The organism is Nocardia sp. NBC_01327, from assembly GCF_035958815.1.
Taxonomy (GTDB): Bacteria; Actinomycetota; Actinomycetes; order Mycobacteriales; family Mycobacteriaceae; genus Nocardia.
This window is the reverse complement of sequence record NZ_CP108383.1, coordinates 5,791,633-5,815,277: the sequence shown is the minus strand read 5'-3', so window position 1 is coordinate 5,815,277 and position 23,645 is coordinate 5,791,633. Positions and strand designations below refer to the sequence as shown.

General features: G+C 66.5%; 21 protein-coding genes. 13 read left to right on the top strand and 8 right to left on the bottom strand.

Features of this window, described 5'->3' with window-relative positions:
• Window positions 1–28: 28 nt before the first annotated feature.
• Window positions 29–1,777: a serine/threonine-protein kinase gene (locus OG326_RS26880; protein WP_327139903.1), complete on the top strand. Its 1,749-nt coding sequence runs from the start codon at window positions 29–31 to the stop codon at window positions 1,775–1,777.
• Window positions 1,778–1,856: 79 nt separating this feature from the next.
• Window positions 1,857–2,534 (top strand): HAD family hydrolase, encoded by a 678-nt coding sequence (locus OG326_RS26875; RefSeq protein WP_327139902.1) that lies wholly within the window; start codon window positions 1,857–1,859, stop codon window positions 2,532–2,534.
• 66 nt (window positions 2,535–2,600) lie between these two features.
• Here the strand turns inward: OG326_RS26875 and OG326_RS26870 are convergent, their stop codons facing one another.
• From OG326_RS26870 to OG326_RS26855, 4 genes are all read right to left on the bottom strand, one after another.
• Window positions 2,601–4,292 (bottom strand): serine/threonine-protein kinase, encoded by a 1,692-nt coding sequence (locus OG326_RS26870; protein WP_327139901.1) that lies wholly within the window; start codon window positions 4,290–4,292, stop codon window positions 2,601–2,603.
• A gap of 82 nt (window positions 4,293–4,374) precedes the next feature.
• Entirely contained in the window at window positions 4,375–5,997 is a 1,623-nt protein-coding gene (locus OG326_RS26865) for an MAC/perforin domain-containing protein (protein WP_327139900.1), read from the bottom strand.
• A gap of 157 nt (window positions 5,998–6,154) precedes the next feature.
• Window positions 6,155–6,949 (bottom strand): acyl-[acyl-carrier-protein] thioesterase, encoded by a 795-nt coding sequence (locus OG326_RS26860; protein ID WP_327139899.1) that lies wholly within the window; start codon window positions 6,947–6,949, stop codon window positions 6,155–6,157.
• 146 nt (window positions 6,950–7,095) lie between these two features.
• Window positions 7,096–8,220 carry an epoxide hydrolase family protein gene (locus tag OG326_RS26855; RefSeq protein ID WP_327139898.1) on the bottom strand — a complete coding sequence of 375 codons (1,125 nt, stop codon included), beginning with the start codon at window positions 8,218–8,220 and terminating at the stop codon, window positions 7,096–7,098.
• A gap of 105 nt (window positions 8,221–8,325) precedes the next feature.
• Between OG326_RS26855 and OG326_RS26850 the strand changes: the two genes are divergently transcribed.
• The gene (locus OG326_RS26850) at window positions 8,326–9,336 is read left to right on the top strand and encodes a helix-turn-helix transcriptional regulator (RefSeq protein WP_327139897.1); all 1,011 of its coding nucleotides are present in this window, start codon (window positions 8,326–8,328) and stop codon (window positions 9,334–9,336) included.
• 9 nt (window positions 9,337–9,345) lie between these two features.
• On the top strand, window positions 9,346–9,711 hold the full coding sequence (locus OG326_RS26845; protein ID WP_327139896.1) for an MmcQ/YjbR family DNA-binding protein: 366 nt from the start codon (window positions 9,346–9,348) through the stop codon (window positions 9,709–9,711).
• Window positions 9,712–9,811: 100 nt separating this feature from the next.
• Here OG326_RS26845 and OG326_RS26840 read toward each other — a convergent pair whose 3' ends face one another.
• Window positions 9,812–10,732 carry a toprim domain-containing protein gene (locus OG326_RS26840; RefSeq protein WP_327139895.1) on the bottom strand — a complete coding sequence of 307 codons (921 nt, stop codon included), beginning with the start codon at window positions 10,730–10,732 and terminating at the stop codon, window positions 9,812–9,814.
• 278 nt (window positions 10,733–11,010) lie between these two features.
• Between OG326_RS26840 and OG326_RS26835 the strand changes: the two genes are divergently transcribed.
• The 6 genes from OG326_RS26835 to hisG all read left to right on the top strand — a co-directional run bounded on the left by OG326_RS26835 (window position 11,011) and on the right by hisG (window position 16,661).
• Window positions 11,011–11,913 carry a HalD/BesD family halogenase gene (locus OG326_RS26835; RefSeq protein ID WP_327139894.1) on the top strand — a complete coding sequence of 301 codons (903 nt, stop codon included), beginning with the start codon at window positions 11,011–11,013 and terminating at the stop codon, window positions 11,911–11,913.
• Window positions 11,914–11,927: 14 nt separating this feature from the next.
• Entirely contained in the window at window positions 11,928–12,779 is an 852-nt protein-coding gene (locus OG326_RS26830) for a class I SAM-dependent methyltransferase (RefSeq protein ID WP_327139893.1), read from the top strand.
• Window positions 12,776–14,578 (top strand): choline/carnitine O-acyltransferase, encoded by a 1,803-nt coding sequence (locus OG326_RS26825; RefSeq protein WP_327139892.1) that lies wholly within the window; start codon window positions 12,776–12,778, stop codon window positions 14,576–14,578. Before OG326_RS26830 ends, OG326_RS26825 begins: the two co-directional genes overlap by 4 nt.
• A 259-nt stretch (window positions 14,579–14,837) precedes the next feature.
• Entirely contained in the window at window positions 14,838–15,419 is a 582-nt protein-coding gene (locus tag OG326_RS26820) for a TerD family protein (RefSeq protein WP_327139890.1), read from the top strand.
• Between the two features lie 39 nt (window positions 15,420–15,458).
• Window positions 15,459–15,722 (top strand): phosphoribosyl-ATP diphosphatase, encoded by a 264-nt coding sequence (locus OG326_RS26815; protein WP_327139889.1) that lies wholly within the window; start codon window positions 15,459–15,461, stop codon window positions 15,720–15,722.
• Window positions 15,723–15,809: 87 nt separating this feature from the next.
• A complete protein-coding gene (gene hisG / locus OG326_RS26810) occupies window positions 15,810–16,661 on the top strand; it encodes an ATP phosphoribosyltransferase (RefSeq protein ID WP_327139888.1) in 852 nt (283 codons plus the stop codon).
• A gap of 58 nt (window positions 16,662–16,719) precedes the next feature.
• Here hisG and OG326_RS26805 read toward each other — a convergent pair whose 3' ends face one another.
• On the bottom strand, window positions 16,720–17,628 hold the full coding sequence (locus OG326_RS26805; RefSeq protein WP_327139887.1) for a RecB family exonuclease: 909 nt from the start codon (window positions 17,626–17,628) through the stop codon (window positions 16,720–16,722).
• A 107-nt stretch (window positions 17,629–17,735) separates the two neighbouring features.
• Here OG326_RS26805 and OG326_RS26800 point away from each other — a divergent pair, with 107 nt between their 5' ends.
• The gene (locus OG326_RS26800; RefSeq protein ID WP_327139886.1) at window positions 17,736–18,569 is read left to right on the top strand and encodes a tRNA (adenine-N1)-methyltransferase; all 834 of its coding nucleotides are present in this window, start codon (window positions 17,736–17,738) and stop codon (window positions 18,567–18,569) included.
• Window positions 18,570–18,668: 99 nt separating this feature from the next.
• Here the strand turns inward: OG326_RS26800 and OG326_RS26795 are convergent, their stop codons facing one another.
• On the bottom strand, window positions 18,669–19,130 hold the full coding sequence (locus OG326_RS26795; protein ID WP_327139885.1) for a hypothetical protein: 462 nt from the start codon (window positions 19,128–19,130) through the stop codon (window positions 18,669–18,671).
• A gap of 243 nt (window positions 19,131–19,373) precedes the next feature.
• Here OG326_RS26795 and arc point away from each other — a divergent pair, with 243 nt between their 5' ends.
• Entirely contained in the window at window positions 19,374–21,134 is a 1,761-nt protein-coding gene (arc, locus tag OG326_RS26790) for a proteasome ATPase (protein ID WP_327139884.1), read from the top strand.
• Window positions 21,135–21,204: 70 nt separating this feature from the next.
• On the opposite strand, the gene OG326_RS26785 is transcribed toward arc, so the two are convergent.
• Window positions 21,205–21,630 carry a MarR family winged helix-turn-helix transcriptional regulator gene (locus OG326_RS26785; RefSeq protein ID WP_327139883.1) on the bottom strand — a complete coding sequence of 142 codons (426 nt, stop codon included), beginning with the start codon at window positions 21,628–21,630 and terminating at the stop codon, window positions 21,205–21,207.
• An 85-nt stretch (window positions 21,631–21,715) separates the two neighbouring features.
• Here OG326_RS26785 and OG326_RS26780 point away from each other — a divergent pair, with 85 nt between their 5' ends.
• On the top strand, window positions 21,716–23,473 hold the full coding sequence (locus tag OG326_RS26780) for an ABC transporter ATP-binding protein (protein ID WP_327139882.1): 1,758 nt from the start codon (window positions 21,716–21,718) through the stop codon (window positions 23,471–23,473).
• The last annotated feature ends 172 nt before the right edge of the window (window positions 23,474–23,645 follow it).

Genomic DNA, 23,645 nt, shown 5'->3' with positions numbered 1-23,645 from the left:
CGAAAGCCAGCAGGAGGGGCACAACCACATGACTTCAGACCGGTTGATTGCGGGGCGGTACCGACTAACGGATCCGATCGGCACCGGTGCGATGGGGGTCGTGTGGCGCGCGACCGATGTCCGGCTGCGGCGGACGGTGGCCGTCAAGCAGTTGCTGCTGGGACCGGGATTGACTCGGTCCCAAGCGATCGAGGCCAAGATGCGCGCAATGCGGGAGGGGCGCATCGCGGCGCGGCTGCACCATCCCAATGCCGTCACCGTGTTCGATGTGGCGGAGGAGGACGGCCAGCCGTGGCTGGTCATGGAGTACGTGGACGCGGTCAGTCTCGCGGCGCTCATGCGCGAGAAGGGAACGCTCGCGCCCACCGAGGTCGCGCGCATCGGCGCCAAGGTGGCGGCGGCCATGGCCGCCGCGCACAAGGCCGGAATCGTGCACCGGGATGTGAAGCCCGCCAATATCCTTGTGGCCGAGGACGGCACGGTGAAGATCACCGACTTCGGCATCTCGCGTGCCGTCGGCGATGTCACGGTGACCTCCACCGGATTCCTCGCGGGCACGCCCGCGTATCTCGCGCCCGAGGTGGCGCGCGGTGAGAATCCGGAACCGCCCTCGGACGTATTCGCCTTGGGCTCAACGCTGTACGCGGCGGTGGAGGGTATGCCGCCGTTCGGTGAGGGCGACAATCCGCTCGCCCTGCTGCATTCCGTGGTGCGGGCGCAGGTGCCCGAACCGCGCCATGCCGGTGCGCTCGGACCGGTGCTCATGGATCTGCTGGCCGCCGATGCGGTGGACCGGCCGACCATGGAGCAGGCGACCGATCGACTGCAGGCGGTGGCGGACGGGCGGGCGACCGCGCTGATTCCGCAGACCAAGGTGCTGCCCGCGGCCACGAATACCCTGGTGGCGGGCGATTCCGCGGCGACCACCGTGATCTCCACCTCCGGCGCGAAGGCGTCGACGGCCAATGCCACCGATGAGACCGTGCACATCGATATGGCCAAGGACAAGCCCTCGGCGCGTGCCACCGCGCCCGGGACGCCGGTGCCGCCGGCGGGCGCCTTCGCCGCCAAACTCGCTGGGCAGGACGGCAATCGGCGCCAGATCGCGCTGATCGCCCTCGGTGTGGTCGCGGCGGTGGTGATCGCCGTGCTGGTGACGGTGGCGGTCAGCCGCAATAGCGGGGAGAACAGTCCGGTCGCCAATGGGACCAGTACCGCTGTGGAGCCGGTGAATCCGACCACCGGTAATGCCTCGGGCGGCGCCGTCGCCCCGGGCCAGAGCGGCGATACCGGCGGCAATGCCGGATCCGGTCAGAGCAGTGGGCAGGCCGGACAGGCCACGCACGCGCCGACGACCACCGCCGCGCCCGGCACCACCACGCCGGCGCGGCCGAGTACCACCACCGCACCTGCCACGACGACCACGGTGCCGCCGACCACTCCGCCGCCTCCGCCCGCAGCGGCCGCCGTACCGTCGGCGTCGTCGGTGGCCTCGTTCGTCCAGGGCTACTACGGGATGCTGCCGGGCAATGTGAGCGCCGCCTGGTCCAAGCTGTCGCCCGGCTATCAGGCCTCGACCGGCGGGTTCAACGCCTACTCGCAGTTCTGGGCCGGTATCGCGTCGGTGAGTGTCGGCGGGGTGACGACCACCGGTGCGAACCGCGCGGTGGTCAACCTGACCTACACCCTGCGCAATGGTCAGGTCACCAGTGAAAGCCGCTGGGTCCAGGTCGATTCGTCCGGCGGCGGAATGGTCATCGCGGCGTCCGGGACCTGAGGCCGACCCGATACGCTGAGCACCGCGTCACGTGTGGTGAGCGCTTGAAAGTGGACGTGAGAAGAGGAGCGGTGTTCCGGTGACGCGGTTGGACGCGGTGTTGTGGGATATGGACGGAACGCTGCTGGACTCGGAGAAGCTCTGGGATATTGCCGTCCGGGAGCTGGCGGGTGAGCTCGGCCACGAGATGGACGATGCGATGCGGCATGCGCTCATCGGGGCCTCGGGGCCCAATGCCATGCGCATCATGTTCACCGGATTGGGGCTGGACCCCACGCCCGCCGCCATCGCCGAGGCCGGCGAGTGGATTGAGCGGCGCGTGATCGAGCTGTTCCAGGATCCGGTGCCGTGGCGACCGGGCGCGGCCGATGCGCTGGCCACCATGAAGGCGGCCGGGATTCCGATGGCGCTGGTGACCAATACCAAGCGGTCCCTCACCGAATACGGCCTGGACACCCTCGACCGCGACTACTTCCACGCCACGGTCTGCGCGGACGAGGTGCCGGAGGGCAAACCCGCGCCCGATGTGTACCTGCGCGCGGCCGAACTGCTCGGTGTCGCACCGGAACATGCTGTGGCCATCGAGGATTCGCCGACCGGTGCGCTGGCGGCCGAAGCCGCCGGGTGCACGGTCCTGGTCATTCCCTGCGAAATCGCCGTTCCCCCCGCGCCCGGCCGGACCTTCCGTGATTCGCTGGTCGGTCTGACCCCGGCCGATCTGCATGCGCTGGTCCTCGATCGGCATCGGGTCGGCTGACATTGTTGCCGGGCCGAAAATCAGTGCCCGGTCAGAGGATTCGTCCGCAGCGATGGGCGCGGTCTGCTATTTGCTGTTGTAGACGCTGACGACGGTGCCGTCGACGTCGGCGGCGAGGTAGCCGCCGCCGTTGTGCTCGTCGGAGAAGTACACCAGCAGCGTCGGCTTGTTGTCGTTGAAAGTCCATGCGGGGTCGACGATTATGTAGCGGCTGGTGGGGTTGGCGACACCGAGTTTGTTCTGCGCGGTGCTCAGCAGGGTGGGCAGGATATCCCAGTTGATCGAGCTCAGCACCACGGTCGATTTGTCGGAGAGCTGGCCGCCGGGGCCGGTGCGGGTGGCGACGCCGTCACGGAAGGTGAATTCGTCATACACGGTCGGGCGATCCTTGACCGGCGCGCTGGTGTTGACGAACTGCGGATAGAAAGTCGTCTCGAGAAATTGCTGTCCGCCGGTGAGCTGTTCGAGGGCGGCGATCGACTGGCGAACCCCGGCCGGGGTGAGCAGATCCGTGGTGGCTGCCGGGGCCGTGGTGGTGGGGGGCTTTCCGGGAACTGCCGGTAGCGAGGTGGCCGGATGCGCGGCGGTGCCGGGCGGTTGGCTGGGGCCCGCCTGATCGGTGCTCTTGTCCGGCTGAAGGAGTACGGCGGCAACAACAATCAGGGCGATGACAGCGACCGCCGCGATTCCGGCCGCGATCCACCGTCGCTGCTTGCCGGGCGGGGCATCGGTCGCGCGCACGTGCGCCGTCTGATCGAACCGCGCGGAGGGACCTGTCGGCGGGAACGGTGCGGAGGCCGTCGGCGCGAAGGGCGCCGAGGTCGCTGTCGGCGAGAACGGCGCGGAGATCGCTGGTGGTGTGAACGGTGTGGACGTTGCCGCCGGGCCGTACGAGAGGGGCGACGCTGTCGGCACGTACGGCAGGGATGGTGAGCTCGGCGCGGAGATCGCCTGGGCGAGTAGCCAATCCACCTGTTCGGCGGTGGGCCGGTGGCCCGGATCGGGCACCAGTATGGCCTGCAGCGCCGCGGTCAGCGGGCCTGCGCGCCGGGGCGGGGGGACTTCGCCCCGCAGTACGGCGGCGAGGGTGCCGACGGAGGTGTCGCGGCGCATCGGGTGATAGCCCTCCACCGCGACGTACAGCACCAGGCCCAGCGACCACAGATCGGACGCGGGATGACCCTCCTGGCCGCCCAGGCGTTCCGGCGCCACGTAATCGAGGGAGCCGACCACGCTTCCGGTGGAGGTCAGCCCCTCCATGCCATTGATCGCGGCAATGCCGAAATCGGTCAGCACCGGTGAACCGTCTTCGCGCAGCAGCACATTCGCGGGTTTGATATCGCGGTGCAGGACGCCGACGGCGTGCGCCGCGCGCAGGGCCGCGAGAATGCCGCGGCCGATGAACGCGGCCTGGACGGGCGGCATCGGGCCCATATCGATCTGCTCGGAGAGGGTGCGGCCGCGCACCAACTCCATGACGATCCACGGATGCTCTTCGGCGGGTGAATCCACGATGTGGTGGATGGCGACCACATTCGGATGCCCGATGCGGGCCAGCGCGCGGGCCTCCCGCAGCACCCGCTCCCGTTGCACGCCGGGCGAACTCGCGCGCTCCGGATCGGCCGCGCGCACCTCCTTGAGCGCCACTTCACGATGCAGGGCGAGGTCGTAGGCCCGCCAGACCGTGCCCATACCGCCACTGCCGAGCGGTTCGAGCAATTCGAAGCGCCCGTCGACCACTGTCCGCCCGGGAATCACCGCGCCAGCCTATTGCCAGCATCCCGGTGACGCGAGCCCGGTGGCACCCCGGCGGATTCGCCGGGGTGCCACCGGATCTGCGCTAGTCGCGCCGGTGCGGGTGCCGCTCCTCGTGTTTCGGCGGTTTCGCGGGTTCGATCGGGTGCGCCAGCGAGCCGAGGGCGTGGGACTTCGAGCCGGTGGCCGCGGTGCGGCCGTAGGTCAGGCCGACGGCGGAGGCGTCCATGTTGAAGTAATAGGGCTCCTCCAGCCAGCTATTGGGGGAATAGACGGCCTGCAGGATTTCCAGCGCGAATCCCGGCGCCGCACCCTGCCGGCCCAGCACGATGTAGCAGGCCGAACCGCCCTTGTTGTTGTAGCCGATGAACTTCTTCCACCCCTGCATGGTGGCGCCGATACTCAGCAGCCAATGCGAGAAATCCTGGGAGGGATAGTTCAGCAGGTCGATGCCGAAGCCGCTCACCGCCGCCACGTATCCGGTGTGATGGACCGCATTCAGATCGGCCATCATGGCGTTGTAGATCGACGGATCCGGCGTCAGCGTATTCGGCAGGTACGTCTGGTAATACAGATGCACCATGAGCTGCTCGAAGGTCAGCGGGTCGTACAGCGCCAGCTGGAATCCGCCGACCGGAGCCGCCTGTCCCGGGCCGACGACGGTCGGCGGCGGGGGTTCCACGGCCGGAATCGGAATCGCGACATTGCCATTGGCGATGATGCCCCACGTGGTGCTCACATTGCCGCCGCCGGGTGCACCGCCCGGGGTGTAATCGGTGGCGGCATAGGACAGGATCGCGCCGTTCGTATACGCCTCCAGTGCCGCGGCCACGGCGGCGGCCTGGTCCCCGGAGAAGAGCACATTGAGCGGTCGCAACGAGAACTCGATCACCGACGGGTTCTTCATCACCGCCGAGGACCATTGATCGAATATCCCGACATCCGAATCGCCGTAGCCGGGGTTGAGGGCATTGAGTACGGAGTTGTCGCCGCCGGTGGCGTTCACGGTGACCAGGCGGCTGTCGGCCCACGACTTGCCGAGTTCCTCCCACTCCGTTTGTGATTCGGCCTTCGTGGAGGTGAAGACGGCCTTGTACTCCAGCTGCACATTGACGCTGACCTGCGTTTGGTTGGAGGAGTACATCGTCTGCACGGCCTCGTAGTAGTCCAGGCTCCCGCCGACCACCACCTGACCCACGAAATGTGTTCCCCACTTGCGGAACAAGGCGAAGAATTGCTCTTGGTTCTGCGGTGTGAAGGTGTTCGGCAGGTTGCGCACATCCGGGTCGTCGCGGAAATCGGGCGTCAGCCACTGCTGGGAGGTGTGGTTGAGATTGAGTTCCCAAGCGGTGAAATCGGATTCGTAAATACAATAATAATATGACTGGTCGGTATTAATGGTCTGACTGTAGGCCACATCGAACTGCGCACTGAACGCCCCGTAAGACGTTTGAACGCCGGCCTTCTGGGAGAAATGAGACTGGAACTGATCGATCGTATTGTATACATATGACGATCCGGTGGTGTTGGTGTACTCCACGGGGGTGGCGTTCTCCGGCACCGCATAGGTGATCCCGCTGGGTGGATACTCCCAGCTCCCGCTGTCATTACCAAGATTCACAATTTGTGGCATCAGCGAACGAGTGCTGTAGGTGCCGAGAATATTGAAACCGCGCCCGATAGCACCGGCGCCGGGTATCAGCGACATAGTATTTTCCTTCCGTAGCCGTCCCCGCGCCAATGATACGGTCGACAACCCGAAAGATGATGAGCTATAACTGAATTCGCAAGTGTTCGACCACTTGCACTAACAAATTGTCCAGCGACCCCTGAGCACTCGTCGAATCTAGATCGATAACCGCGTTCTACAGCGTACGCAGTTGCGCTACCGCCCGAACTTCCTGGTTGCTCGTGAACCAGAGGGTTTGGGAATTCGCGGTGCGCTGAGTATGGATGTCGATGGGGTCGCCGTACCGGATGGGCTTGTTGTATTCGAGTATGTAGCGGTGCGGCGACCGGGTGAGGTCGGCGGCGTCGGCGGTGAATTCGTGCACGGCGTGCCAGTAGGCGGTATTGGTCACGTGCTGGAAATGATCTATGTCGGTGCGGCGCAGGGGGAACAGCGTCCCCGGCGATTCCGGAAGCGGATCGTTGAGCCACTGCTGCCAGCGCAGCCGCTGGTTCGAGGTGGTGGTGCACATGAGCTCGAAGAAGCGATCGTCCACGCGGGAGGGGCTCATGGTCTCTTTGTTCATGTGAATCCAGAAACCCTCGGTTTCGATCAATCCGTCATTGTCGGAGTCGATGCGCACGCGCATGGTGCACCAGCGCGGGGAGATGCCCGAACACCAGCGGCGGGTACGCAGTTGCGCGGGCCAGGCGATGGGACGGAGGACGTCGATGACGGTGCGGCGCACGATCCAGTGCGGATGCGATTCCAGGGCGCCGCAGTGCACGAGGTGATCGACGCCCGCGTCCTGGATGTGCCGGGCGATGCCGTCGATGCGCAGGCCCTGATGCTCGTCCATATCCACGGTGCCCAGGCGCCCCGGAAAATCGAAGATATGGCCCGATGACGGGACCGGCGGCAGGGGCAGCAGCATGGGCGGTTCGGCGGCCGCCGGAACTGCCTGTGCTGCATCGGTGAGCTGGTTCATCATCGGCAAACCTCCGGGACATCCATCCGAGCGGGGGGAGTGCGGTGCGGTGAGCTGCCGCGGCGGCAATGCCGCGGCGCGATGGGTTCGAGCGTAGTGCAGATCCGGGCGCGCGCCGGGCTGGGCAGCCCGGTGCGCCCGGTCGGGTATCAGCTCAGCGGGCCGAAGAATGCCCGCAGGTCCCGGGCCAGCTCGGCCGGGGATTCCATGGCGGGGAAGTGCAGGCCGCGCTCGAACTCGGTCCAGTGCGCCTGCGCGGTGTGCGGGACCAGTCGGGAGACCGTCTCGTCCGCGCCGAAGATCGCGAAACCCGCGGGCGCGGAAGACGGTGCGCCCCAGTCGGTGGAATGCGACTGCTCGTAGAGCGAATGCGCGGCGGTGGCGCCGGAGCCGGTGAACCAGTAGAGACTGACATTGGTGAGCAACTGGTCACGGTCGATCGGCAGATCCGTCCACTGCTCGAATTTCTCTGCGATCCAAGCCAATTGCAGCAGCGGCGAATCGACCAGGCCGTAGCCGATGGTCTGCGGGCGGGAGTTCTGGATGGCCAGATAGCCGGAACCCTCACGGCGGAAGGCATCCATGCGGGTGAGGATGACCTTGTCGATCGGATCGTCGGCATCGAGGCGTTCGGCCATTCCGGGCAGGAACGTGGCGACATTCGCGGCGGTCAGGGGATCGGTGACCACATGGATGCCCAGGACATGCTCGGGATCGAAACCGGCCACCATGGCGGAGATTCCACTGCCGACATCGCCGCCGTGCACGCCGTACCGCTCATAACCGAGCCGGCTCATGAGCTCGATCCAGGCGCGGGCGGTCCGCGCCATCGACCAGCCGGTATCGGCGAGCGGGGTGGAGAAGGCATATCCGGGTATGGACGCCGCCACGATATGGAAGGCCCGGCCCTCGGCCGGTTCGGTCAGCGGTGCGATGAGCTTCATGAACTCCGCGACCGAGCTCGGGAAACCATGGGTGATCAGCAGCGGGGTGGCATCGGAGCGACTCGATCGCACATGCAGGAAGTGGATTCGCTGCCCGTCGATCTCGGTGGTGAACTGCGGGAAGGCATTGAGCGCGGCTTCCTGTGCCCGCCAATCGAATTCGGTGCGCCAGTACTCGGCCAGCTCCTTCAGCTCCGGCACCGGAATGCCGCGCTCCCAGCCGGTGCCCGGCAGTTCGGCGGCCCACCGGGCATGGGCCAGCCGGTCGTGCAGGTAATCCAGTTCCGACTGCGGGATATCGATGCGGAAGGGGCGAATCTCAGTGCTCATCAGGGTCTTCCGTTCACTCGTGAAGGCGGGGCCTTCGGGGTATGAACCAACTTTAGGAACGATTGCGGAAAGGTTCGTTCCGCGATTGCGCGCTAAAATCGAGCAATGTTGGAGACCTCCGCCCGGCTGCTCCGCCTGCTGTCGCTCTTGCAGTCGCGGCGGGACTGGACCGGCGCCGAACTGGCCGAGAGACTGCGGGTCACCACCCGCACGGTGCGCAATGACATCGACCGGCTGCGGGAACTCGGCTACCCGGTCGAGGCCCGGCCGGGAGTGGCCGGCGGCTATCGGCTCGGCGCGGGCGGATCGCTGCCGCCGCTGCTGCTCGATGATGACGAGGCCGTGGCGGTGGCCATCGGATTGCGCACCGCCGCAACCACTTCCATTGCCGGCATCGAGGAGACATCCCTGCGCGCACTGACCAAACTGCAGCAGATCCTGCCCTCGCGGCTGCGGCACCGGGTCAGCGCCTTCCAGCACACGCTGCCGGTTCCGGCCCGCGGCCCGCTGGTCGATCCGGACATCCTCACGGTGCTCGCCTCGGCCTGCCGGGATCACGAACAGCTGCGGCTGGACTATCTGTCGCATACCGGTGCGGCGAGCAGCCGGTCGGTCCAGCCGTACCGTCTGGTCAGCAATCGCCAGCGCTGGTATCTGCTCGCCTGGGACCTCGACTGGAACGATTGGCGCACCTTCCGAGTCGACCGGATCCGCCCGCGCACCCCGGCCGGGCCCCGCTTCACCCCGCGCGCCCTGCCGCCCGATCCGGAGATCGTCGCCCGGGTGGAACGCGGTGTCGGAGAGGCGGTATGGCGGTTCCGCGCCCGGGTGGTGGTGCACGCCCCGGCATCCCATGTGCGGCAACGACTCCCGATACCGGTCGATATCGAACCCCTCGGCGACGATCGGTGCGCCTTCGAACCCGGCTCGGACAATCCGCAGCAACTCGCGCTGCACCTCGGCATGCTCGACGCGGACTTCGAGATCGTCGACTCGCCGGAGCTGGCGGCCGCCCTGCGCACCATCACCGACCGCTATCAGCGGGCGCTGGCGGCCTCGCCGCCCCCTGCGGGCGCTTCCCATTCGTCCAAGAAACGGGCGGACACGATCGGCTAGCCTCCGACCATGGGTGAACCGCTGGAGTCCCTGCGCACACTGTGTTCGGCCCTGCCCGAGGTGACCGAACGCCTCAGCCACGGCGAGCCGACGTGGTTCGTGCGCGGTAAGAAGACCTTCGTCATGTTCGCCGATCACCACCACGACGACCGGCTCGGATTCTGGTGCGCCGCACCGCCCGGCGCCCAGGAGGAACTCGTCGCCGCCGCACCCGAGCGCTACTTCCGCCCGCCCTACGTGGGCCATCGCGGCTGGTTGGGCGTCTACCTGGATGTGCCCGTGGACTGGACGGAAATAGCCGAAATCGTCCAGGACGCATACCGCATGGTGGCGCCGAAAGCCCTGGTAGCGCAGCTGGACTCGATCCAGGACTAGCCGCATCGCGGGTGATCGGCGGGCGTTTCGACCAGGAACTGGTGGCGGTGTCTGGTGGCGGGATGCCGCCATAGCTTCCTGGTGATCTTGGTGCGGATCGTTAGGGGTCCGAGCGATAGTGGGCGTCGAGGAGGGGGACGGGGTCCAGTTCCGTGATGTGGTGGCCCGCATTGCAGTGGTCGGTGAGGTCTTTGCCGTCGCGGGCCTGGACGATGCGAATCTCGTCGACCAGATCGACGAGGGACTGCGCGACCTTGGCGGCGTGCCGGTAGCCGGGGGCGTCACGGTCGGCGACTATCCAGATTCGGTGCGCACCGGTGAGCCAGGCGGCGTGTTCGGGGTGCCAGCTTTGGGCGCCGCCCGCATTGCAGGTGGCCGTGAGGCCCGCGTGGGTGGCGGTGAGAACATCGGCTTCGCCTTCACAGATGTAGATATCGCGGGCACCGCGAATGGCGGCGAGGACCTCGGGCAGATGGAAGGGCAGGTGGTCGAATCCGCCTGGCTGCCAACCATTGTCGGTGCAGCGCTCCTGCCAGAACGTTTTGCTGTGGCCGTCGCGATGGGCGATGTGGACGCGGATGATGCGGCCCGCGGGATGGCCGTTGGGCCAGCGATAGATGTACGTCGCCTGACGTCGCGGCCGGGCCGTGCGGGGGCCGAGGTCGCGTTTGTGTACTTCGAGGGGGAGTCCGGCGGCCTGTAGCGCCTGGTCGGCGAGCGCCACATCGGGTGCGGGGGAGTGACGGCGCGGTCCGTACGGTGGCTGCGGATTGTCGAAGAGGTCCCGAATGTGCAGGCCCAGCCGGTTCAGCACGGCCTCGTCCGGACAACCCGCGAAGCATTTCACGATGGTCCGCCGACGCCCGCGGTTGTAGAGGACCCCGAGCGACGGATGGTGGTGGCGGCCATCGGATTCGTGCACCGGGCACAGGTAGGTGGTCCAGTCGCGGCCGCGCCTGCCCGGGCCCGAGATTCGGGTCAGGGCGGTGGTGATGGTGTCCCAGGAGCGAGCGGTGTCCATAACGCAGTCCTCTCTCTACCGGTGTACCCGGGTCCAGAGGGCTGTCAAACTGCGCGAATTCGCCTGGGGTGCAAGGAAAAACGTGCTTGCAGAGGTGTTCTCGGCGGCGGCGCGACCGCGCGGTGGCCGCCTTTCCGGCTACCGTCGAGCATCCGAAGTGTGAGAAATCCCAACCGGTCGGTGGCACATGAAAACTATTGGTGCACAGGAAAAGTGAATACTCACAATCCCGATGCATCCCGGGCGTGTCGTCTGGTTTCGAGGCAAGAATGTCCGTCATGGTTGCGACAGGGGGTGGGGTAGACGTGTGCGATACGGACGGCTCCGGGGGTGCGGGCGCGTCGGTCCCCGGTGTGGACACCGCGCGCTATCCACTGGATGCGCCCGGCAGCGACGGGTGGACCGCGGCGGTCCGCACCGCGCGGGCGGAGCTGGCCGCCGACGGTTGCACCGTGCTGCGCGGCTTCATCCGGCCCGAACAGGTCGAGACCCTGCGCACGGAGGGCGTGGCACTGGCCCCGCACGCCTACTACACGGTCGAGAACGTCAATGCCTACAACATTCCGCTGGATACCGACCTGCCCGACGGCCATCCCGGCCGCATTGTGCTGCGCCGCGGAAACGCCTTCGTGGCAAGGGATCTGATTCCCCGGGACGCGCTGATCCATCGCCTGTACACCGACCCGCGCTTCCAGCGCTTCGTCGCCGACTGCTTCGGGCTCGACGAACTGCACGAGTACACCGATCCGCTGGCCGGGCTCTGCCTCAATGTCGTGGCTCCGGGCATGTCGCACCCCTGGCACTTCGACACCAACGAGTTCACCGTCAGCATGCTCACCCAGGGGCCCGACAGCGGCGGGGTCTTCGAGTACTGCCCCAATATTCGCTCGCGCGCCGCGGAGCATCTCGAGGATGTGCGCGCGGTGCTGGACGGGCACGGCGGGCACCTGATCCGCAGCCTCGAGCTACGCCCCGGCGACCTGCAACTGTTCCAGGGGCGCTTTTCGCTGCACCGCGTCGCGCCGGTCGGCGGGACGGTGCAGCGGCATTCGGCGATTTTCGCCTACAGCGACTCCACGGGAGTGATCGGCACCGCCGAGCGCACCCGGCAATTGTTCGGGCGTGTTCTGCCCGATCACCTCGCGGCCGATGCTGTCCGCGGCGACACACTGCTCGACTGAGAAGAGGACCGCTCGTGCCCGCTCCGGCAAACAGCACCGTGTTGCACAGCACCGGGAAAGCGTCGTTCGACGATATCTACGACCGTCCCGATCCCCGTGCGTACTACGCCCGCATGTCCGAATTGGACTACCGGATACCGGAACTGGCCAAACCACACTTCGAGCAGCTCATCGCGGACCATCGCGCCGCCACCGGCATCGCCACGCCCACGGTGCTCGATATCGGCTGCTCGTACGGCGTGAACGCGGCGCTGCTGCGCCTGGATATGGGCATGACGGAACTGGCTGCGCGGTACCGGGATCCGAGTATCGCGGCCGCCGATCTCGTCGCCGCCGATCGCAGTCTGCTGATCGAGCACGACCTGCTGTCCGGTGTGCGCTTCCTCGGCATGGACGCCTCCAGTCCCGCACTCGATTACGCCCGCACCGCCGGATTCCTGCACGCCACCGTGCACGCGGATCTGGAGAGCGCCGATCCCACCGAGGCCCAGCGCCGCACCCTGGCCACCGCGGACCTGGTCATCTCCACCGGCTGCGTCGGCTACGTCACCGAACGCACCCTGCTGCGCGTGGCCCGGGCGCACGGTGGAAAGCTGCCCTGGATGGCGCATTTCGTGCTGCGCATGTTCTCGTTCGAACCCATTGCCGCACATCTGGCCGCGCTCGGTTACCGCACCGAACGCGCGCCGGGCGCCTTCAAGCAGCGGCGCTTCGCGTCGCCGGAGGAGCAGGCGCAGGTGTGCGGCGCGCTCGAGGCCAATGGCATCGACACCCTCGGTTACGAATCCGAGGGCTGGCTCTACGCACAGCTCTACCTGTCCCGACCGTCCCCGAACCTATCCATCGACCACGAGGACACGCATTGAGCGAACGGACCTTCGCCCACGACGACCAGTTGCCGAAAGTGCCGCTGCCGACTCTCGAAGAGAGCTGCACGCGGTTTCTGCACTGGTGTGCGCCGCTGCTTTCCAGCGACGAGTACGCCGCCACGGCGGCCGCCGTCGAGGTTCTGCTGCGCCCCGACAGCCCGGCCCGCGTCCTGCACGCGGATCTACAGCGATTCGACGCCGAACCGGAGACCGGCAGCTGGCTGGACGAATTCTGGCCTGCCCGCTATCTGGGCCGGCGTGACCGAATCGCGTTGAACGCCAACTTCTTCTTCCTGTTCCGCGAGGACACGGTGCTGGCCGCCTCCACCACCGCCGGGCAGGCCGAACGGGCCGCCGCACTGGTCGCCGCCGCCGTGAACTACAAGCTGCGGCTGGACGCGGAGGAGATTCCGCCGGTCACCCAGCGCGGGCAGCAGCTCAATATGGCGCAGAACAAGTTCCTGTTCTCCGAGACCCGCATCCCCGGCGATCCGCAGGACGCCGTGCGGGTGCCCTACAGCGCCGAATGGCCCGGGCACTCGCAGGCGCGGCACATCATTGTCTTCTACCGCGGCAATATGTTCCGCATGGATGCCCTCGGTCCCGACGGCGTCCCGTACACGCCCGAGGACCTGGGCGCCGGACTGCACGCGGTGATGAAGGCCGGGGCGCGGCGCGCGCCGACCAATACCTCGGCCGGGCACCTCACCACGCTGGCGCGCGAGGACTGGGCGCCGGTGCGCGCGCAGCTGCTGCCCGCCAATGCCGCGCCCTTCGAGACCATCGAAACCGCGCTGTTCTGTCTCTGCCTGGAGGATTTCACCCCGCGCGACACCCTGCACGCGTGTGACCAACTGCTGCACGGGGACAGCGGCAATCGCTGGTTCGACAAGGCGGTGTCGTTCGTCGTCTTCGCCGACGGGCAGGCCGGCATCAATATCGAGCACTGCGGGCTGGACGGCACCACCATCCTGTCCTTCGTGGACACGCTGCTGGAAACCCCGGTGGCCGACCATGCCGCGCAGGCCGGAGCGCAGCCGCAGGGTCTGCCGGCCATCGAGCCGGTAGAATTCGTGTTCGATGCAGCTCAACAGGCCGAGGTGGCCTCCGCCGCAGCCGCTTTCGCGCAGTACGCGGCGGACAATGCCACCTCCACGGTGTCGTTCGACTTCGGCACCAGCCAGATCAAGAAGCTCGGCATCTCCCCGGATGCCTTCGCGCAGTTGAGTTATCAGCTCGCCCACCGGCGTAGCAAGGGACTCACCGGCGCGACCTACGAATCCATCGCCACCCGTCAGTACCGTAATGGTCGCACCGAGGCCATGCGCGTGGTGACCCAGGAGGTGCTGGATTTTGTTGCGGCCATGGTGGATCCGGCCGTCGATACCGACGGTAAGCGCGCCGCCGCCCGGACCGCCGCCGAGGCGCATGTGCGGCGGGCGCAGGAGTGCCAGCGCGGTCAGGCTCCCGAGCAGCACCTGTGGGAACTGCAATTGCGCCAGCGCCGCCGCGGGGCGGAACTCGGTGCGACCGCACCGATGGCGTTCTACGACAGTCCGGGCTGGATCATCTCCCGCGACGACTATCTGAGCACCAGCTCCGCACCGTCGGTGAATATCCAGTACTTCGGTTTCGGCTCCACCAGCCAGAAGTGCATCGGCATCGCCTACGTGCTGCTGCCCGATCGCTGGAACCTCTACCTGGCCACCCCGAAATCGGTGGCGCAGGAGATGCACACCTTCGCGGGGCAATTGCGCACGGCCGCAGCCGAACTGGAGACGCTGCTCCGGTCCTGAATGGAAGAACGGCCTTCCCGGACGGGCAATGTCCGGTAAGGCCGTTCTCGGTGCCGGGGCTGATCGCCCCGGACCCGTCTGTCTCGCCCGTGGTTGCGGGGCGAAGATCTGGTAGCCGACATCTGATAGCTACTGTCCTGCAATTCTTATCGGCACGATGGCGGCCCGAGTTACAGGCGCGGCAGTGGTGTGAGTTACACCGGTATCGCGGGATTCGGCCCCCGGCAGCGATGTCCGATTTGTCTGTACTGTGGCCGTTGTGATTACGCTTCGGAAAGAAGACGACGCAGCAGATCTCGGCGGCATCACCAAGATGAGCGTCGGAGTGAGCTGGGATCCCTCCTCGGGCACCAGTGGCGGACTGCTCGGTATTGCGCGCCGCAAGCGCGGAGTCGACCTGGACCTCATCGCCGTGCTCGTGCAGGGCGGCGATCCGGTGCGCTTCGCCGGACTGGACTCCCTCGACCCGCTGGGCAACGGCTCGGTCCTGCACACCGGCGACGAGCAGACCGGCGCGGCCTCCGGAGACGATGAGACCGTGCACGTGACCTTCGCCGATATCCCGCCCGTCATCGATCAGATCGTCTTCGTGGCCGCCGCGTTCAAGAAGGGCAGCTCCTTCGAACGCGCCAACAACGTCTCCTTCAAGATCTACGACGCCACCGGCGGCAGCAGCCAGCAGGTTGCCGACGTCTGGCCCTCGCTGCTCGGCGCCGAGAACGCCAATGCCATCGCCCGCGCCGTTCGCGCCGGTCAGACCTGGCAATTGCAGGTCCTCGATCGCAAGGGCAAGGTCAAGCAGGGCGATATGCAGGCGCTGCTGCGCTTTGCCATGGGCTGAGCACGGTTTCACCGGGACGGTCTGCGACAATGACTCACCGTGAAATCTTTCGAAGCCCTGTTCGCCGAGCTGCAGGATCGTGCTGTCACCCGACCCGAGGGGTCCGGCACCGTCGCCGCCTTGGATGCCGGTGTCCATGCGCAGGGCAAGAAGGTACTGGAAGAGGCCGGTGAAGTGTGGCTGGCCGCCGAGCATGAGAGTGATGAGTCGCTGTCGGAGGAGATCTCCCAGCTGCTCTATTGGGTTCAGGTGCTGATGGTGGGCCGCGGCTTGCGGCTCGAAGACGTGTACCGACATCTGTGATGCGCCGCTTCACCGCACAGCCCGTGCGGCCGATGACCCCGCGTCCACTGTCTTCACGTCCCGCCACCCGTCCCGAAAGGAACATCTATGCTTCGCGTCGCCGTCCCAAATAAAGGCTCGCTCTCGGAGATGGCCGTCGCCATCCTCGGCGAGGCCGGATACCGCGGCCGCAAGGATTCGCGCGATCTGACCGTGCTCGACCCGATCAACCAGGTCGAGTTCTTCTTCCTGCGCCCCAAGGACATTGCCATCTACGTCGGCTCCGGCGAGCTCGACCTCGGCATCACCGGTCGCGACCTGGCGCTCGATTCCGGTGCGCGCGTGCAGGAACGCCTCGCACTCGGCTTCGGCGCCTCCACCTTCCGCTATGCCGCGCCCGCCGGGCAGGAGTGGAAGGTCGAGGACCTCTACGACAAGCGCATTGCCACCTCGTACCCGAATCTGGTGCTCGCGGACCTCGCGGTCCGCGGCATCGAGGCCGAGGTCATTCGCCTCGACGGTGCGGTCGAGATCTCCATCCAGCTCGGCGTGGCCGATGCCATCGCCGATGTGGTCGGCTCCGGTCGCACACTGCGGCAGCACAATCTGGTCGCCTTCGGTGAATCGCTGTGCGACTCCGAGGGTGTGCTCATCGAGGCCAAGGGCGCCGATCAGCGTGACAAGGCCCGCAATCAGCTGGTCGCCCGCATCCAGGGTGTGGTCTTCGCCCAGCAGTACCTGATGCTCGACTACGACTGCCCCAAATCGCTGCTGGACGCCGCGGTCGAGATCACCCCGGGCCTGGAGTCGCCCACCGTCTCCCCGCTCACCGATCCCGACTGGGTCGCCGTGCGCGCGCTCGTCCCGCGCAAGAGCGGCAATGTGCTCATGGACAAGCTGGCCGACCTCGGCGCGAAAGCCATTCTCGCCACCGATATCCGGTCCTGCCGCGCCTTCTGAGCCTGAGACTCAACACGATTCGAGCCCGTTGCCACTGTGCAGCGGGCTCGAATCGTCCCTAGAGGTCCAGTTCCGCCGCCTGGTCCGGTGTCGGGACCGCGGCCGGCTGCGCCGGGGTGAGGGCATCGACGGCCTGGTCCGGTGTCGGGAAAGGCGGTGGGGTGCCGCCGAATTCGGGGCAGAGGGGTTTGTATTCGCAGTACATGCACAGCCAGGATCTGGTGGGTGGGAAGTCGCCGGTTTTCGCGGCCGAGTCGATGGCCACCCAGAGGGCGGAGAGTATGCGTTCGAAACGTAGCAACTCATCGGCATCGGGCTCGTAGGTGAGAATCTGCTCATCGGCCAGGTACATCAGTCGTAATTGCGCGGGGGCGGAACCGAGGGTGCGCATGAGGACCAGGGCGTAGAACTTGAGCTGGAACAGGGCGCGCGTCTCGCGGTCGGGGGCGGGGGAGCGGCCGGTTTTGTAGTCGATGACGTGCAGTTGACCGGTCGGCGAGCGATCGATCCGGTCGACGAAACCACGCAGCGGCGTGCCGTCGGGGAGTTCGGTTTCGATGAACGCCTCGAGTGACTGCGGATCGAACGCGGTCGGATCCTCGAGGTGGAAGTACGCCTGCATCAGGTCGTAGGCCTCGGCGAGAAAGATGTCCAGCTCATCTTCGGCAATCAGGTCGACGGCCTCGGGTCTGGACTCGAGGACATGGGTCCACGCGGGTGGGATCAGCTCCGCCGCATGCGCGATATCGCGCTCGGCGGCGGGGAGCCCGAACAGTGCTTCCAGCACCGCGTGCACGAGCGTCCCGCGCACCGCGACCCGGGAGGGCTGCTCCGGAATCCGGTCGATGGCGCGGAGTCGATACTTCAGGGGGCACTGTTTGAAATCCATTGCGCGCGAAGGCGAGAGTGCGAGCCTGCGCGGCGTAGCGCCCGCGGAGTCCGGGGTAGTGATCGCGGGTACCGACATACCTGGCAGGCTAAACGCACACACCGACAAGGTGTGAACGACATCCACGCAGCAAAATCGCAGCGACATCACAGAGCGAAGCGACAGCACAGAGCGAACGGAGATTCATGACGGCCAGACGGACCGGGCCCTTCCAGATCGGTGACCGGGTACAGCTGTCCGACGCCAAGGGGCGCAAGTTCACGGTGATCCTGGAGGAGGGTGGTTCCTTCCACACCCACGCCGGCCAGATCGCCCACGACGAACTGATCGGCGCCGACGAGGGCTCCGTGATCAATTCCGTGAAGGGCACCCCCTACCTCGCGCTGCGACCGCTGCTGACCGACTACGTGCTGTCCATGCCGCGCGGCGCGGCGGTCATCTACCCCAAGGACGCCGCGCAGATCGTGCACGAGGGTGATGTGTTCCCCGGTGCGAAGGTGCTCGAGGCCGGTGCGGGCTCGGGCGCGCTCACCTGCTCACTGCTGCGCGCGGTCGGCCCCGAGGGCAAGGTCATCTCCTGGGAGATCCGCGAGGACCACGCCGAGCACGCGGTGCGCAATGTCGAGCGCTTCTTCGGCGAACGCCCGGACAACTGGGAGCTGACCCTCGGCGATGTCGCCGAATACTCCGGTGAGCAGGTGGACCGGATCATTCTGGACATGCTCAAGCCGTGGGACACCCTGGACGCGGTCTCCAAGGCGCTGGTGCCCGGCGGCGTGCTCATGGTCTACGTCGCCACCACCACCCAGATGTCCGAGGTCGTCGAGCATCTGCGCCGGCAGGAATGCTGGACCGAACCCCGCGCCTGGGAATCGATCGTGCGCGGCTGGCATGTGGTCGGGCTGGCCGTGCGCCCAGAGCACCGTATGCAGGGCCATACGGCCTTCCTGGTGAGCGCTCGCCGCCTCGCCGAGGGTGCGATGGCGCCCAAGCCGCAGCGACGGCCCTCGAAGGGCTGAGGGCCGCGCGGCCGTAGTCGACGACGTGCCCCCTTCCCGGGCGGAAGGGGGCACGTGCGAATTCGGCTCAGCCGGAACGGCTTCGATCGCCCGGGGCGATCAGGGCTGGCAGGCGGCGCGGGCCATGCCGAGGATGGTGCACGCGCCGGAGTCGGCGAGCTTCCAGGAGCCGTCCACGTACTGGAAGCTCATCGGCACATCCGGCATGCTGCCGTGCGGGGAACCGACCGTCACCTTGGCGTCGGCCTGGTTGCCACTGGTCTTGATCTCACCGACGGTGAAGGTCACCGCGTAGTTCGCCAGACCCTGATTCATGGTCTCGATCAGTGGAATTCGCTTATCCCCGTCGACCACCAGTTTCGCCTTGTCGGCGGCGGGCTTCGCGGGATCGGCGAAGGCGGTCAGCACGGCCTGGAGCTGGTCCGCGGTCGGCGCGGGCGCGGTGGCCACGACGGCGGCACTGGTCGACGCGGTCGAGGTGGCAGTGGCGGAATTCTTGTCATCGGAGCCGCAGCCCGCCAGAGTGGCGGTAACGGCGACAGCCGCCGCAACGGTAGCCACGGAAACACGAAGCGTCCTCGTGGCGTTACGCATACGAGGAGTCCGGCTGGTGGGAAGGAGCATCGACGGCACCCTTTCGGCTCGGCCGGCGATTAACTCGCCGGAAACATGTTAGGGCAGGCTAACATGTCCGCTCGGGTCGTCAGCCGCAGCCTAGATGTGATCACGACGAAACCATGTCGGAAAGCGAGAACGAGTATTGCCCGGTAGCGTTAATAGACCGGGACTGGGAGGAGCAGCATTATGAGCCCCAACGAACATTCGGACTCGGCGGCCTGGAGGGAACTCGAAGCCGTCCGTGCCGAGGCGGCTGCACTCCGGAGGCAACTCGCCGACTCGCCGGATCACTCACGGGAATTGGAAGCGCGCGTTGATTCGCTGACAATTCGCAACACCAAACTGATGGACACCCTCAAGGAAGCGCGGCAGCAACTTGTCGCTCTCCGCGAGGAAGTGGACCGTCTCGGTCAGCCACCGAGCGGTTACGGTGTCCTGCTTGGTGTCTACGAGGATCAGACGGTCGACGTGTTCACCTCAGGACGCAAGATGCGCCTGACGTGCTCGCCGAATATCGACACCACCACTCTCATCTACGGCCAGTCCGTGCGTCTCAATGAAGCGCTGACCGTGGTCGAGGCTGGTCCTTTCGATAAAATCGGCGAACTTGGCACGCTGCGCGAGATTCTCGACGACGGCCGTCGAGCACTGGTGGTCGGCCATGCCGACGAGGAACGGGTGGTGTGGCTGTCCGGGCCGCTGTCCGAACTCGCCGAAGCCGACAATCTCGATGATCCGGATCGCCCCATTCGCAAACTGCGGCCGGGTGATTCGCTGCTGGTCGATACCAAGGCCGGCTTCGCCTACGAGCGAATTCCCAAGGCAGAGGTCGAAGATCTCGTGCTGGAGGAAGTGCCGGACGTCGACTACCACGATATCGGTGGCCTGGGTCGGCAGATCGAGCAGATCCGCGATGCGGTGGAACTGCCCTTCCTGCACAAGGATCTGTTCCGGGAGTACGCGCTGCGTCCCCCGAAGGGTGTGCTGCTCTACGGCCCGCCCGGTTGCGGTAAAACGTTGATCGCCAAGGCCGTTGCCAACTCCCTCGCCAAGAAGATTGCCGAGGCGCGCGGTCAGGATGCCAAGGAAGCCAAATCGTTCTTCCTGAACATCAAGGGTCCCGAGCTGCTCAACAAGTTCGTGGGTGAGACCGAACGGCATATTCGGATCATCTTCCAGCGGGCGCGTGAGAAGGCCTCCGAGGGCACCCCCGTGATCGTGTTCTTCGATGAGATGGACTCGATCTTCCGTACCCGCGGCAGCGGTGTCTCCTCGGATGTGGAGACCACCGTTGTGCCCCAGCTGCTGTCGGAGATCGACGGTGTCGAGGGCCTGGAGAACGTCATCGTCATCGGCGCCTCCAACCGCGAGGACATGATCGACCCGGCCATCCTGCGGCCCGGCCGCCTGGACGTGAAGATCAAGATCGAGCGGCCGGATGCCGAAGCGGCACAGGACATCTTCTCGAAGTACCTGACCTCGACGCTTCCCCTGCATGCCGACGATCTCGCCGAGTTCAACGGCGAGCGCGACAAGTGCGTGAAGTCCATGATCGAACACGTCGTGGAGCGCATGTACGCGGAAAGCGAGGACAACCGCTTCCTGGAGGTCACCTACGCCAATGGTGACAAGGAGGTCCTGTACTTCAAGGACTTCAACTCCGGCGCCATGATTCAGAACATCGTGGACCGCTCCAAGAAGTACGCCATCAAGTCCGTCCTCGACACCGGTACCCCCGGTCTGCGGATTCAGCACCTCTACGACTCCATCGTGGATGAGTTCGCCGAGAACGAGGACCTGCCCAACACCACGAATCCTGATGACTGGGCTCGTATTTCGGGTAAGAAGGGCGAGCGGATCGTATACATCCGCACGTTGGTGACCGGCAAGAACGCCAGTGCCAGCCGCGCGATCGACACCGAGTCGAACACCGGCCAGTACCTGTAGAACCGCCAGTTTCTTCTTCGCGAACAGTCAGGGCCGCGCTTCCGTTGGAAGCGCGGCCCTTTCGCGTGTCCTAGGCTCCTGTGTCGAGTTCGGCCAGGATCTCGCGCAGCGTTTCCCGGCGGTCCGGGGGGAGGCTGGCGAACAGGTCGCGGGCGGCGCGGCGGCGGGCGTCGGACATGTGGGTCAGAGCGTCGCGGCCCGCGTCGGTCAGGGAGACCAGGGTGGCGCGGCGGTTGGCCGGGTCGGTGGCGCGGGTGACCATTCCGGCCGCTTCGAGGGTGTCGACGACGGTGGTGGCGGAGCGGGGGACTATGCCGAGGCGTTCGGCGAGGGCGGACATGCGCAGGGGTTCGCCGGCCCGGTCCAGGATGCGCAGGGCACGGCCCTGACCTGGGGTGAGGCCGAGGGGGGCGAGGTCGGCCAGTTGGGCGTGCCGGATGCGTTTGGCGGTGCGCAGGAACAGGTCGGGGAGGTCGCTGTCGGATGCTTTCTCCATAATGCTGAGCATAGCTCACAGTTGTATGGAATAATTGTGAGTCAAGCTCAGTTATGAGGGGAAGTTCCGCTGGAAGGAGGCGCCTATGGCTGCCCGATCCGAACTTCGCCGGATACTCCGGTTGTTCCATCCCTATCGTTCCCGGCTCGCGCTGGTCGGCGTGCTGGTCGCGCTGTCGTCCATCGTCGGCCTGGCCTCGCCGTTCATGTTGCGCGCGGTCCTGGATGACGCGCTTCCGCACGGCCGCACCGGGCTGCTGACGCTGCTGGCCCTCGGCATGATCGCCGTCACGACGCTGACCGCTGTGTTCGGCGTCTGGCAGACCTATCTGTCGACCGCGGTCGGGCAGTCGGTCATGCATGATCTGCGCACTGCGGTCTATGCGCGGTTGCAGTCGATGCCGCTTTCGTTCTTCACTACGACCCGCACCGGTGAGGTGCAGTCGCGCATTGCCAATGACATCGGCGGTATGCAGTCGACGGTCACCTCGACCGCGACCTCGCTGATCGCCAACTTCACCTCGGTGCTCGCCGCCGTCATCGCCATGATCGCCCTGGATTGGCGGCTGACGGTGGTCTCGCTGGTCATGTTGCCCTTCTTCGTGTGGATCAGTCGCCGCGTCGGGTCCGAGCGCCGGCGCATTACCGGTGAGCGGCAGAAGCAACTGGCCGGAATGTCGGCCATTGTCGAGGAGTCGCTGTCGGTGAGCGGAATCCTGCTGGGCCGCACCATGGGTCGCTCGCCCGCCCTGATCGCCGACTTCGCCCGGGAATCGCGGGGTCTGGTGGATTTGGAGATCCGCTCCGGAATGGCCGGGCGCTGGCGGCAATCGACCATCACCATCGTCATGGCGGCCATGCCCGCGATCGTGTACTGGGCGGCCGGTCTGACCTCGGCCTCCGGACATCAACTCGTCTCCATCGGCACCCTGGTCGCCTTCACGACCCTGCAGTCCGGGCTGTTGCGGCCCGCGGTCCAATTGCTTTCCACCGGTGTGGAAGTGCAGAGCTCGCTGGCGCTGTTCGGGCGGATCTTCGAATACCTGGATCTGCGGCCCGATATCGCCGAGCCGGACAAGCCCGCGGTCCTGCCCGCCGGGGGAGTGGTCGGCGCGGTGCGCTTCGAGCAGGTCGGCTTCTCCTACGACGCCGATCGGAAGGTGCTGGAGGACATCGATATCAGCGTCCCCGCCGGCACCAGCCTGGCGCTGGTCGGTGAGACCGGTTCCGGTAAGACCACACTCGGATATCTGGCGGCCCGACTCTACGATGTCGGTTCCGGTCGTGTCACGATCGATGGAATCGATGTGCGGGACATGAGCTTCGCCGATCTGTCGGCCACGGTCGGGGTCGTCTCCCAGGAGACCTACCTGCTGCACGCCTCGGTCGCGGACAATCTGCGCTTCGCCAAACCCGATGCGACAGACGAGGAATTGCACGCCGCGGCCCGCGCAGCACAGATCCACGACCACATCTCCGGCCTGCCGGACGGCTACGACACCATGGTCGGCGAGCGCGGCTACCGGTTCTCCGGTGGTGAGAAGCAGCGACTCGCGGTGGCGCGCACCATCCTCCGCAATCCGCCGATCCTGGTCCTGGACGAGGCGACCAGCGCCCTCGATACCCGCACCGAGCGCGAGGTCCAGGAGGCCATCGACGCCCTGTCCGCCGGGCGGACCACCATCACCATTGCCCACCGGCTCTCCACGATCCGCGATGCGGATCAGATCGCGGTCCTCGATCACGGCCGGATCGCCGAGCGCGGCACACACGCGGAACTGCTGGCGCACAACGGTTTCTACGCCGACCTCCTGGCCCGCGACGAAGTCCTCGCGGTCGCCTGACCGCCCAGCCCGCGTCCAGCCGCCCAGCCCGCGTCCAGCCGCCCAGCCCGCGTCCAGCCGCCCAGCCCGTGTCCAGCCGCGCAGCCCGTGTCCAGCGCAGCCCGTGTTGGACAGCGCAGCCTGCACTCAAAACCGCACAGCACGCCGCGGCATCGCGCAGCAGATATACCTG